8 protein-coding genes are annotated in these 13,016 nt (G+C 41.5%); all 8 read left to right on the forward strand.

All coding sequences use genetic code 11. From position 1 onward, the window contains the following. Nucleotides 1–19 precede the first annotated feature (19 nt). The 8 genes from BUA96_RS06480 to BUA96_RS06515 all read left to right on the forward strand — a co-directional run bounded on the left by BUA96_RS06480 (nucleotide 20) and on the right by BUA96_RS06515 (nucleotide 12,932). Nucleotides 20–724, forward strand: coding sequence for an ABC transporter ATP-binding protein (locus BUA96_RS06480; protein WP_009778714.1), 705 nt, complete (start codon nucleotides 20–22; stop codon nucleotides 722–724). Between the two features lie 90 nt (nucleotides 725–814). Then, nucleotides 815–3,229, forward strand: a complete 2,415-nt coding sequence (locus BUA96_RS06485; RefSeq protein WP_072981474.1) for an ABC transporter permease — start codon at nucleotides 815–817, stop codon at nucleotides 3,227–3,229. Nucleotides 3,230–3,257: 28 nt separating this feature from the next. Further along, nucleotides 3,258–5,627, forward strand: a complete 2,370-nt coding sequence (locus tag BUA96_RS06490; protein ID WP_072981475.1) for an ABC transporter permease — start codon at nucleotides 3,258–3,260, stop codon at nucleotides 5,625–5,627. 10 nt (nucleotides 5,628–5,637) lie between these two features. After that, nucleotides 5,638–8,082: an ABC transporter permease gene (locus tag BUA96_RS06495; RefSeq protein ID WP_072981477.1), complete on the forward strand. Its 2,445-nt coding sequence runs from the start codon at nucleotides 5,638–5,640 to the stop codon at nucleotides 8,080–8,082. Between the two features lie 39 nt (nucleotides 8,083–8,121). Further along, nucleotides 8,122–8,790 carry an ABC transporter ATP-binding protein gene (locus BUA96_RS06500; RefSeq protein WP_072981478.1) on the forward strand — a complete coding sequence of 223 codons (669 nt, stop codon included), beginning with the start codon at nucleotides 8,122–8,124 and terminating at the stop codon, nucleotides 8,788–8,790. An 83-nt stretch (nucleotides 8,791–8,873) separates the two neighbouring features. Then, complete coding sequence (locus tag BUA96_RS06505; RefSeq protein WP_072981480.1) at nucleotides 8,874–10,295, forward strand: TolC family protein; 1,422 nt, start codon at nucleotides 8,874–8,876, stop codon at nucleotides 10,293–10,295. 25 nt (nucleotides 10,296–10,320) lie between these two features. Further along, entirely contained in the window at nucleotides 10,321–12,255 is a 1,935-nt protein-coding gene (locus BUA96_RS06510) for a tetratricopeptide repeat-containing sensor histidine kinase (protein WP_128755658.1), read from the forward strand. An 11-nt stretch (nucleotides 12,256–12,266) separates the two neighbouring features. Then, nucleotides 12,267–12,932 (forward strand): response regulator transcription factor, encoded by a 666-nt coding sequence (locus tag BUA96_RS06515; RefSeq protein WP_072981484.1) that lies wholly within the window; start codon nucleotides 12,267–12,269, stop codon nucleotides 12,930–12,932. Nucleotides 12,933–13,016: the final 84 nt, after the last annotated feature.

Here is a 13,016-nt window from a genome sequence, read left to right on the forward strand (position 1 = left end):
TAACACTAATCGTTTCCTAATGATAAAAATTACAGACTTAGAGAAATACTACGCTACGGAAGAAGTGCGTACGATCGCCTTAAATAAATTGTCTTTTCAGGTTCAGGAAGGTGAATTTGTAGCCGTTATGGGACCTTCGGGTTGCGGTAAATCAACTTTGCTTAACATCCTTGGTTTGCTGGACGATCCTGACGGTGGAAGTTTCATTTTCAACGGAATTGAAGTTGCCGGCTTTAATGAGCGCAAACGTGCCGATTTGCGTAAACACAATATCGGTTTTGTTTTTCAAAGCTTTAACCTCATTGACGAACTTACCGTTTTTGAAAATGTAGAGCTTCCGCTGATCTATACCGGGGTAAAACCTGCAGAACGTAAAAAGCGTGTAGACGAAGTACTTGAGAAAATGCAAATCATGCACCGTCGCAAACACTTTCCGCAGCAATTATCTGGAGGACAGCAGCAGCGCGTGGCCGTTGCACGCGCCGTGGTCAATAACCCTAAACTCATACTTGCCGATGAACCTACCGGAAATCTGGACAGCAGTAACGGTAATGAGGTGATGGATTTGCTAACCGAACTCAACGAAGCCGGGACGACGATCATTATGGTTACGCACAGTGAGCACGACGCCAAATATAGCCACCGCATCATCAGGATGCTCGACGGTCAAAAAGTAACCGAAAATGTGTTGACCGAGTATAAAAGCAAAACATTAGAAGTTTAAAATTCCTTACGGGGATTCATTCATCAATCGGCAGCTGCCGAAAATCAATCAATAAAACGGGACTTCATCACTCCCAATATAACATCAGTTATGCTTAAAAATTATTTCAAAATCGCCTGGCGGAATCTCAAAAAAGACAAATCCCTGTTCTTTTTGAATAGCAGTGGTCTTGCCATTGGAATTGCCAGTTGCTTGATGATCTCGCTTTATGTTTGGGATGAGTTGAGCTACGAACAGTCTTTTGATAATGCCGATCGTTTAGCGCGTGTTGTGCTTCGCGGAAACGTTAACGGAGAGGAACTTAAAGAAGCCATGGTTGCTGCGCCGGTGGCCAAATCTTTTAAAGCAGATTTTTCGCAAGTAAAAAATGCCACGCGATTGAGTATGGTGTACAATCCGCAGGTGCAATACAAGAATACCAGCTATGAAGAGTTGAAAGCCGCTTATGTAGATCCTAATTTCTTTGAATTATTCCATTTGAATTTCCTCAAAGGAAATCCTAAAACTGCGCTTGAAAATATCAACAGCATTGTACTTAGCGCATCTGAAGCTAAGAAGTATTTTGGCACAGAAAATCCTATAGGGAAGCGCATCCAATTTCAAGATATTGAAGAAGCGCTCGAAGTGACCGCGGTGCTCGAAGATCTTCCGCAAAACACACATCTGCAGTTTGATGTTTTTATACCGATGCAGCACAATACGCGCAGCACATCAAATTCGTGGGTGACCTCAGGTTTTGCGACTTATTTAGAGCTTCAGCCGGAGACCGACTTGGCACAGCTGGAAGCACAAATACCTGCGCTTTTAGAAAAATATATTGGGGATCAGGTTAAGCAGGCTATCGGGATTTCTTATGAAGAATTTCAGCAGAACAACAAATTAGGCTTGTTTTTACAGCCACTTACTGATATTCACTTATACTCAGATTTTAGTCCGAACACTGAGCTGTCTCCCACGGGAGATATCAAATACGTCTATATTTTTAGTGCGATCGCATTATTTATGCTGTTGATCGCCTGTGTTAACTTTATGAATCTCGCCACGGCAACCGCAACAAAACGCAGCAGAGAGGTGGGCATTCGTAAAGTGTTAGGTTCGGCAAAAAAGCAATTGATCACACAGTTTTTAACCGAATCTATACTCACTACAACTTTTGCAACCCTTTTGGCGATCGGCATCATGGCCTTGCTTTTACCGGCGTTCAATACGCTGGCCGGAAAAGAACTTGCGCTGCTCGATTTTATTTCCGTTCAAAATATCTTGCTACTTATAGTCTTTATTTTGGGTATAAGTCTTTTTGCAGGGGCGTATCCGGCGTTTGTATTGTCTGGGTTTAAACCGCTGGCGGCTATTACTAGTAAGGTTTCGCGTAGCGGTCGTACCACAAGCTTGAGAAGCGGGATGGTGATCTTTCAATTTGTGATTTCGGCTTCTCTGATTCTTGCTACAATAGTGGTGTATAATCAAATGCAATTCATTCAGCATAAAAAATTAGGTTATGAGAAAGGTCAGGTGATCGTGCTGAGAGATGCCTATAAAATGGGATCAGAACGTGTAAATGCGTATAAAGAAGAATTGCTTCAAAATCCCGGAATTGCCAGTATAAGCAGATCAGCATTTGTTCCTGCGGGAGAAACAGACAATCATTTACGCGGAATTTTTAAGAATAATACCTACCTGAGAAAATTCTTCTTTTATGATGTAGATGAGCAGTATATCCCCACGTTGGGACTGGAATTGATTGAAGGACGCAATTTTTCTACGGAATTAAAAAATGAATCTGATAAAGTGATCCTGAACGAGCAGGCAGCAAAAATTTTAGGGCTGGGCGAAAATCCTATAGGAGCAACTTTTGAACGTGCAGCCGATGCAGAAAATGAACGCCTGACGGTTATAGGAATCATCAAAGATTTTCATTTTAAATCCTTACACAGCGAGATCGATCCTTTGGTTCTGGCGTACAATCCTTACGGCGGTTTGATCGTAAAAACCAAGAATGCAGACGTTGCCGGAATTCTCGATTTTGCTGAAGAAAAGTGGGCAACATTCAATCCTGAGCAAGCTTTTATCTATTCGTTTTTAGAAGATTCTTTTGAGGAAACTTATCGCAAAGAAGAAAAAATGGGAGTGATTCTAAGCATTTTCACGATGCTAACCATTTTTGTGGCCTGTCTGGGCTTGTTTGGCTTAATCACCTTTGCCACCGAACAACGCTTTAAAGAAATAGGGATTCGTAAAGTGTTAGGCGCGAGTGTTACCGAAATAGTTGCTCTGCTTGCCAAAGACTTTATCAAGTTGGTAGCCATCGCCTTTCTGATCGCGTTTCCGATAGGGTATTACTTAATGCAAAAATGGCTACAGGATTTTGCATATCGCGTGGATCTTGAGTTGGGGCAATTTGTGCTAGCGGCTTGTATCACACTTTTTATAGCAATGGCTACGATCAGTTTTAAGAGTATAAAAGCTGCACTTCAAAATCCAACCCAATCGCTAAAAACGGAATAGGAAAACAAGCAACAGAAAACGGGCACAAATGTTTAGAAATTATATCAAAATCGCCTGGCGGAACCTCAAAAAAGATAAGTTCTACAATCTTATAAGTTTGTTGGGGCTCACGATGGGTCTCACCATTGCCATTTTTATCGTTATTTGGATTCAGTCAGAACTGAGCTATAACAGTTTTGCCGGCAATCACAATCATGTCTACCGAGTTTCGAGTAATATTAAAAGTGGTGGTACTGTTCAAACCTGGGGCTCTTCAACAGGTCCGGTGGCGGCGTATGCTTTAAGCGATATACCCGAGGTTAAACGTGCAGTTCGACTTCGGCAAAATTGGTCAAACCGACTCTATACTGTAAAAAATACCGATTATGAGCTTACCGGAGCTTACGTAGATGCAGCGTTTTTTGATCTTTTTGCGCGAAAACTTTTAGCAGGAAACAAAGGAGATCTGCTTAACGATGCCAATGCAGTGGTGCTTACAAAAGCTATTGCTGAAAAGCTTTTTGGAACCACTGATGTCGTTGGTAAAACCTTAGAGGCAGATCATCAAGAACATTACATTATTACCGGTGTGGTTGAAGATGTACCGGAGAATTCGAGCGTTGCCTATGAGCTGTTTTTTTCTATAGAATCGCTTAAAGCCGGTTACGCAACCAGCAAGTATTGGAAATCTTTAGATACCGACTGGGGCAACTTTAATTACATCACCTATCTCGAGTTGCGATCTGTAGATGATGTTGCTGCGGTTACCCAAAAACTTACGCAAATTCAACAGCAAAATGATCCTAATGCTGACTTGTTTGATGATAAAGCAGCCTATTATTTACAGCCTATTACCGCGATGAATTTGTATAATTCAGCAGGCGAACCACGAGGAATCAATACGGTTAAGATTTTTGGTATTGTTTTGTTACTTATTCTTGCGATTGCTTGTATCAATTATGTGAATCTTGCTACTGCAAGAGCTTTTCAGCGGGCACGAGAAGTGAGCATTCGTAAGATCATAGGAGCAGGTAAACGCAGTTTATTTGGGCAGTTTATTGCGGAGTCGATCTTGTTTTTCAGTATAGCGATCTTTTTAGCTGTTGGGCTCGCTTTTCTTTTAGCTCCTACGTTCACTCAGCTTTCCGAAAAGTCGTTGCGTTTAGAATTGATTCAAGGGCCACTGCCACTGTATATCTTGGGGATTTTTATAATTACGTTGGTGGTTTCTTCCATTTATCCTGCATTGATGCTTATCTCTTTTAAACCTTTAGAAGCCATAAAAGGGAAAGTAGGAGGCGTTAGTCGCGGAACGCTAAGGAAAGTTTTGGTTACCGTACAGTTTGTGTTTTCGGTGATGCTCATTATAGGTACGCTAGTTATAGGCCGTCAACTTGACTTTTTAACCGAAAAGAATCCCGGATATGATCGCAGTCAGGTGCTTAACTTTTGGATGAGCGGCAGTATGCAAGAACACGCCGAAACGGTAAAACAACGTTTGACTAACATTCCGGGAGTCACCGGTGTTTCATTTGCTTCTAATCCTATTATTGATAATCAAAATTCTACCGGAGACATCAAATGGGGAGCGGGGGAAGTCGATCACGAGTTGGTTGTAACACCAATGGCGATAGATGAGCAGTTTATTCCGCTCTTGAAAATGAATCTGATCGCCGGAGAAAACTTTAAAGGCATTAGTACAGATTCTACACATTTTATCATCAGTCAAACCGCGGCTAAAGCGATGGGAATGACCAATCCCGTGGGGCAAAATTTAGAGTTATACGAAACCAAAGGCACCATTGTAGGCGTCGTTGAAGATTATCATTTTAGAGATTTAAAAAGCGATATTGGCCCTGCGGTTATGTATTATGCTCCCGATGCCTATCGTGTATATCTCAAAACTTCAGGAACGAACACTACAGGAACTATCGCCGCGGTCGAAGAACTATGGAAAGAATACACCCCTGATTTTCCGTTAGACTATTCTTTTTTAGATGCGTCCTATGAAAAGATGTACCGCGAAGATCAGCGTACCGGAAAACTGTTTAACCTCTTTTCAGTGATTGCGATCTTGGTGTCTTGTTTGGGACTTTTCGGACTAACCACTTATGCCGCGCAATTAAAAAAACGGGAGATAGGGATCCGAAAAGTATTAGGAGCTTCTGTGTTTCAAGTCACGCGCCTGTTGTCGAAAGATTTTCTAATTCTTGTGGTTGTAGCAGCGGTAGTGGCGATCCCATTAGCTTGGTATGTAATGCAATTGTGGCTTCAGGATTTTGTGTATAAAACAGCAATGAGTTGGTGGATTTTTGCATTAGCCGGCGGAATCACCTTGCTCATAGCCATGCTTACTGTAAGCTTTCAAGCCATAAAAGCCGCAATCGCTAATCCCGTAAAATCACTGCGTACAGAATAATAAGAATAATATGTTTAGAAACTATATCAAAATCGCCTGGCGCAACATCTGGAAAAACAAACTTTTCTCAGCGATCAATGTCATTAGTCTGGCCATTGGCCTGAGTGCTTCGTTTGTGATCGGACTCATGGTATATTATGATTTTAGCTTTGATACCTTTCACGAGGACGGCGATCGCATTTATCGTGTGGTAACCGATTTTGAAACGCCGCAAGGCAATTATAAAAACGGAGGAGTAACCCCGCCGATGCGTATCGCTGCTAAGGAGCAACTCACCGGTGTTGAGCAATCGGCTTATTTTTATAATTGGTGGATTTCTGAAGCTAAGGCCGAAGCAAACAAGCAAACCTTTAAAGACCCAGAACACATTATTCTTGCCGAAGCAAGCTATTTTGACATTTTTCAATACAATTGGATCGCGGGTTCTAAAGCAATGGCACTGCAGCAACCCAATAGTGTCGTGTTAACTCGAAAGCGTGCTGAAGCATATTTTCCGAATTTGCCTTTAGCAGCTGTGATGGGACAATCTTTGGTTTATGATGGAACCATTTCAGCAACTGTTTCCGGGATTGTTGAAGATTATGACAAGCGAACCGACTTTTATTTTAACGAATTCATTTCGCTAGAAACCGCAAAGCAAACTGAAAGCAGCGATGAGATTTTAGGAGATGAATGGGAAAACACCAATAATGCTTCGCAATTGTACATCAAGATTGCGCAGAACAGCACGCCTGAGCAAATAAAAACACAATTAGCCGCTTTAAGCGAAGCGCACGTTGATTCCGAAATGATCAAGTACAACAATAAGCGAATATTCAATCTACAAGCCTTGTCTGATCTGCATTTTGACCACGAGTACGGTGCCTATGACTATTCGGGTTATGAAGCTGATAAAGGTATTTTGATAAGCTTGGTTTTTGTGGCGCTTTTCCTGTTGCTTTTGGGAAGCATTAATTTTATCAATTTGAACACGGCCCAGGCAGCAAGTCGTGCTAAGGAAATTGGAGTGCGCAAAACTATGGGAAGCTCTAAACGTCAATTGGTGCTTCAGTTTTTAGGCGAAACCTTTCTGCTCACGCTTATAGCCGCTTTCTGCTCTGTTGTTTTCTGCGTCTTAGCGCTTAAAACTTTTGACAGTTTTATGGCTGAAGGAATTGACCTTAGCCTTATGGTGACTCCTTGGTTTACAGCACTGGTTGTCGTGCTTATTGTAGTGATCACGTTATTGTCGGGTTTCTATCCCGGAGTCGTGTTGTCCCGTTTTAAACCGGCACGCGTGCTTAAAGGAAGCGTTTCAAGCAGCAAAGAAAAGGGTGTTTTACGTCAGGTGTTAACCGTTTCTCAGTTTGCGATTGCACAGGTTTTTGTGATCGCCACGCTCCTTGTAGGCAAGCAAATCTATTATATGCTGCATCAGGATTTAGGCTTTAATGCCGAAGCTGTTGCGTATCTGCAAACGCCTTGGGATGATTTTTCAATAGACAAACGGCTTGTTTTAGAACAAGAATTGAAGCGTATTCCTGAGATTCAAAACGTGAGTTTGGGTGGAATGCCGCCTGCTTCATTCAATATGGCAACCCGAATGGGAATTTTTAAAAAAGACGGTCAGGAGCTTATTCAGGAACTACAAATTCTAAATGGCGATACCGAGTATCTGAAACTTTATGATATCGAATTGCTTGCCGGAAGACCAGCGCTTAATGATACCATCGAAGAATATGTGATCAATGAAACCGGAATGCGTGCTTTTGGTTTTAAAGATCCGGAGGAAATTGTAGGTCAATATCTTGAACTCAATTCGCATCAACGATTGATCGTTGGAGTGATGCAGGATTTTAATCAGCGCTCGCTGAAAGATAAAGTGATGCCACTGATGCTTACCGGAGATACCAGTCGAGATCGCCGAACCAACTTTAGAACGCTGCACGTTAAACTTACCGGTGCATCTTCCGGTTGGCAAAATACCATCGCAAAAGTAGAGCAACTTTATCAAGAGGTGTATCCCGGAGAGGAGTTTAGGCTCTCGTTTGTAGACGAGAGCATTTCAAGATTTTATAAGCAAGAGCAACGTATTGCAACCTTACTCAACTGGGCTACCGGTCTCGCGGTGCTCATCAGTTGCCTGGGATTATTGGGATTGGTGATTCATACTACGTCGCGGCGCACCAAAGAAATTGGGATTCGCAAAGTGCTGGGAGCTTCCATTTTACAAATTAACGCCTTGCTGTGTACCGACTTTTTAAAACTGGTCATCGTAGCCTATGTGATCGCGCTGCCTATCGCTTGGTGGGGATTGCATCAGTGGCTCGAAGATTATGCCTATAAAACCGAAATGAGCTGGTGGGTATTTGCCTTAAGCGGATTAGGAATGATGCTCCTTGCAGTACTTATTATGAGTTTTAAAACGCTAAAAGCCGCAATCGCTAATCCCGTAAAAGCCCTCAGAACTGAATAACCCTAAGAATAGAAATAACAATAACAGTAACAATAGATAATGCTTTTACAACTCAATCATATTTACAAGTGGGTCAAACAAGGAGGAAAACGTGTTTTCCTTTTGAATGACATCAGTCTTCAGGTAGAAGAAGGCGAATTTATCTCGATTATGGGTCCGTCAGGATCGGGAAAATCAACCTTGCTCAATGTCATCGGGATGCTTGACGAATTTCAAGAAGGCGAATATAATTTCCTGAACGAGTCGGTGCACACGCTCAAGGAAAAACACCGCTCTAAACTCTATAAGGAATACATTGGTTTTGTGTTTCAGGCGTACCACTTAATTGATGAATTGACGGTATATGAAAACATAGAAACGCCACTTTTGTACAAAAACATCAAGTCTTCAGAGCGTAAAGCTTTGGTAGCAGATATGCTCGACCGGTTTAATATTGTCGGTAAAAAAGACCTTTTTCCCAGTCAGTTGAGCGGGGGCCAGCAACAACTAGTGGGGATCGCGCGTGCCTTGATCGCAAAACCCAAACTCATTCTGGCAGATGAACCTACCGGAAACCTCAATTCTAAACAAGGGGAAGAAATTATGCAGCTTTTTAAAGAACTGAATCAAGAAGGGGTGACGATCATTCAGGCTACGCATTCTGAAGCGAATGCCGAATATGGTAACCGAATCATTCACCTGTTAGACGGAAGTAAAACCAAGGCCTAATCAACCTTTTCCGAATATTACAGACCAGCAGTCTTGGGCATATTCAGGGCTGTTGGTAAAATTCATCATCAATCAATTTTAGTATGTTTATCAAATCGCTAAAGCTCGCCTTTATAGCTTGTGCTTGCAGCTACACGTTAAATGCACAAGAAACGCAAAACATCAGTCTGCAAGAGTGCGTAGAAATCGCGCTGACTCATAATCTGGATTTAAAAGCTGCGGGGCTACGCGCAGAAACCGAAACCATTCAGTTTAAGCAAAGCCGCAATGCGCTGCTTCCGTCAGTAAATGCCAATTATAATTTGGGGCTCAGTAACGGACGAAGTATCGACCCGTTCACAAACAGTTATGTGAATGAGGAGCTGACTTATTCTAACGCCGGACTCAGTATTAATACAACTCTTTTTGACGGTTTTAGAATTTTAAATACGCTAAAGCAAAACCGACTCAATAAGGCTGCCGCCGAAATGGAAATTGAAGAAGCTCGGCAGAATTTAGTGCTAGATGTAACCTTAAATTTCTTGCAGGTGCTCAACTTTCGGGAGTTAGTAAAACTCGCCGAAACACGTTTGATCACTTCAAAAGAACAACTCAACCGACTGCAAAAATTACAAGAGGAAGAAACGGGTGATCCGGTGGCTTATCACGATTTGCAGGGTCAGGTCGCTTTAGATCAAAGCGCGGTAAATGATGCTAATAACAGTCTGAACAATGCACTCACAGATTTAAAATTTTTACTGAACACAGAGCGCTCTATCGAAGCTTCTCAACTGGTGCTTTTACTCGACTTCGAACTTCGGGAAAAAACTGTAGATGGCGTTTATGAAGCTGCTTTGCACAATTTAGCAGCAGTAAAAGCAAAAGAATTACGCGAGGAAGCAGCAGCAAAAGGAGTTGCGGTCGCTCGCGCTCAATACACTCCGCAGATCAGTTTGTTTGCAAATTTTGGAACCAATTATTCCAGCGCTGCGCGTTTGTTTCAGGATGCCGGAACGCAAACCGTACAAACCGGAGATTTTGTAACCGTTGCCGGAACAGATTATGCTGTTTTTACACAAGAAGGCTTATTTAATGCGTTGCCTATTGCATATACTGATCAGTTTAATAATAACCTCAATAGTGCCGCGGGTGTTTCGGTTAATATTCCCATTTTTAATGGATTTCAGGCAAAAAATGCGGTGCAATTGCAAAAAGTAAATCGCGATCAGGCTTCGGTGGTTTTAGAGCAGACCAAACGTGCCTTAAAACAGAACATTTCAAAAACCTATGCTGATCTACAAGCAGCGTCTAAAAACTATCATTTTTTAGAGGATCAAGTAAGGGCTTATGAAGAATCTTTCCGCATTAATGAAGTGAAATTCAATCTGGGAGTTTCTACCAGTGTGGCCTATATCACGAGTAAAAACAATCTTGACAACGCCCGTATAAACTTAACAAACGCCAGATATGCTTATCTTTTGACATCAAGAGTGCTTGATTATTATAGCGGGGTTATTCCTTTTTAGTAGCTTTAGACTAAAATTAGCCCCTTTGTTTAGACTTTTACTTTGTTTGCCCCTGATTTGGTTTTGTGCCTGTACCCAATCTAATGAGCATTTAGATCCTACTTCTAAAAACAACGACTCCCTTGCTTTTTATAACAATGAAGCCCGGGAAGCGCAATACAGCATGCAAGAGCGTTTGGAATTTGCCAATCGAGCATTTGAAGGTGTTCGAGAACAACCTAAGCACCCACTTTATACTAAAATTCTCTATAACAAAAACTGGTTGCATTATTCATTGGGACAGTATGATAGCTTGGTGCATTATGATGCTGTAATGCAAAAGAATGCGGCTGTTAATACTGCGCCCAAAGAAATGGGGATGCAGCATTACCTTTTAGGATATTACTTTGAGTTAGTAAAACATCAATCAGATAGCGCTTTTAAACGCTATAACCGGTCAAAAACCTATTATCAGCAGGCGAACGATAGCAGTGGAACAGGAACTGCACTCTTGAATATGGGAGGTATACAATATAAGAAACGTGATTATTTTGGCAGTAAAGAAACCCTGACTGAAGCTTTAAAGTACATAAAAAAAGAAACTGATTCTGTGACGTATTGGTCTGCGATGGATAGAATAGCTCAAAGTCACAGACATTTGCATAACTATGAGGAAGCTTTGGCATTTTACGCAAACATCACAAAAGAGGCGCCTAAAGCCAATCTTTCTGTTTATAAAAATAACTACGCTACCGTTTATATTGATTTAAAAAAGTATCAAAAAGCGATTGCAATTCTAGAACCTCTTGTGCTAGATACGCTGGCAAATTCAGAAACCACTCAAGCCAGAGTTCTTGACAATCTCACGTATGCCAGATGGTCTTCTGGAGTTTTTGTAAAACCACAGGATTTTCTAAAACCGCTAGAAGTCCGAAAATTACAAGATGATAAGCGCGGGATCATTTCTAGCTACCTGCATTTAAGCGAGTTTTATCTCAAGCCTCAACCTGAGCTCGCGCGGGCATATTTAGATAGTGCTAAAATTCAGGCTAAAGAGATTAATTCATCAGGAGGCGAACTCGAGGTTTTAGTGTTTAAAATGCAATTAGAGCCTCAAAATGCCGCACTTAAAGAGCGCTATATCAAACTACGAGACAGTTTGTATGAGAGCGAGCTTAAAGTAAAAACACAATTTGCCAAGTATAAATATGACGATGAATTAAAAGAACAGTCTATTTTACGCTTAGAGAATGAAAAAAATCTCAGAGAATTAGAACTCGCTCAAGAACGGTTTACTAAACTTTGGATCATCGCGGCCTTGGTAGTTGCGATACTACTGATTTTATTGATTTATTACGTACAGCGCTACAAAGCGCGCCAACTCAAAATTCAGCATAATATAGATAGGCTTAGCGCCATTTATGATACGGAAGCCGCTATTTCCAGAAGACTCCACGACGACTTTGGATCTGGACTCAATACTGCAATGCTCTTGCTGCAGCGGCAAGAAAATATAGATGCCATTTTAGATCAGCTCGAAAAGCTTTACAATCAAAGTCGGGATTTTTCCCGAAGCCTCAATGATATTGATACGGGCGCAGGTTTTAAAGACGCTTTGTCGCTGATGCTTCGGTCTCAAGTTCCGCAGGACACTAACTTGCTGCTTTTAGGTTTTCACAAGATAGACTGGGACTTGGTGCGACCGGTAAATAAGATCACGTTATACAAGATCTTACGGGAGTTGATGTTGAATATGCGCAAGCACAGCGCAGCAAAACGCGTGACATTAAAGTTTGAAATGCACTCCAAACATCTAAAAATCATGTATTCAGATAACGGTAAAGGAGCAAGCCACGAAGCGCTTCAGCTTAAAAACGGATTGCGCATTACGGAAAAGCGTATTGAAGCCATCGGAGGAAGCATTAGTTTTGAGACCGATGAACAATCTGGGTTTACATCCCACATAAAAATTCCGTTTTAAAAGCGCTGTTGATGTTTAAAAAAATACTGATTGCCGAAGATTTTCAAGGAGATAATAAGAGTATTGTAGATACCCTTAAAGAGCGTATGGCCATTACTGAAATTCAAGAGGCATTGTATTGTGATACCGCATTTAGCAGAGTGCAAGTGGCTTTAAACGAAGGCGCGCCTATAGAGCTTTTGATTACAGATCTGTCTTTTAAACCCGGCACGCTGCCTCGTAAACTAACTTCTGGCTACGAACTCATAAAGGCTGTGCGAAAGGTTGACCCGAACCTTAAGATCATTGTGAATTCTGTTGAGGATAATCCGGTGAGAATAAAAAAATTGGTTGAAGAAGATCAGATCAATGGTTACGTCTGCAAAGGGAGAAAAAGTCTTAACGAACTGGTAGAAGCGGTTTATGCGGTTTGTAATGATGAGATTTTTATTTCTCCTCAGATCGACTGGAATACGCAGCATAATGTGGTAGAATTAGAAGAACTAGATCTTCTTGTGATCAAAGATATGGCCGAAGGTTTTAGTAAGCGTGAAATACGTGATCGCCTCATTAAAGCCGGCGTAAAGCCAAATAGTGAGAGTTCGCTAGACAAGCGTGTGAGTAAACTTTTTGTACAGTTTGATGTAAAAAACTCAACCCATCTTATCGCAAAACTTACCCGACAGGGAATCATATAATTTTAAAAGCACCCATAGATTTAAGCGGAATGCCGTTAGGGTTTTAATCCATTCTTGTTTAGTTTTAATACTTCAGTAGTATTT

The sequence above is a fragment of the Leeuwenhoekiella palythoae genome, assembly GCF_900130045.1.
Lineage (GTDB): Bacteria > Bacteroidota > Bacteroidia > Flavobacteriales > Flavobacteriaceae > Leeuwenhoekiella > Leeuwenhoekiella palythoae.

Bases quoted from the DNA above. Each gene is read 5' to 3' on its own strand.
- BUA96_RS06515 (WP_072981484.1), top strand. From the start codon at position 12,267: ATGTTTAAAAAAATACTGATTGCCGAAGATTTTCAAGGAGATAATAAG.
- BUA96_RS06490 (WP_072981475.1), top strand. From the start codon at position 3,258: ATGTTTAGAAATTATATCAAAATCGCCTGGCGGAACCTCAAAAAAGAT.
- BUA96_RS06495 (WP_072981477.1), top strand. From the start codon at position 5,638: ATGTTTAGAAACTATATCAAAATCGCCTGGCGCAACATCTGGAAAAAC.
- BUA96_RS06485 (WP_072981474.1), top strand. From the start codon at position 815: ATGCTTAAAAATTATTTCAAAATCGCCTGGCGGAATCTCAAAAAAGAC.
- BUA96_RS06505 (WP_072981480.1), top strand. From the start codon at position 8,874: ATGTTTATCAAATCGCTAAAGCTCGCCTTTATAGCTTGTGCTTGCAGC.
- BUA96_RS06500 (WP_072981478.1), top strand. From the start codon at position 8,122: ATGCTTTTACAACTCAATCATATTTACAAGTGGGTCAAACAAGGAGGA.
- BUA96_RS06480 (WP_009778714.1), top strand. From the start codon at position 20: ATGATAAAAATTACAGACTTAGAGAAATACTACGCTACGGAAGAAGTG.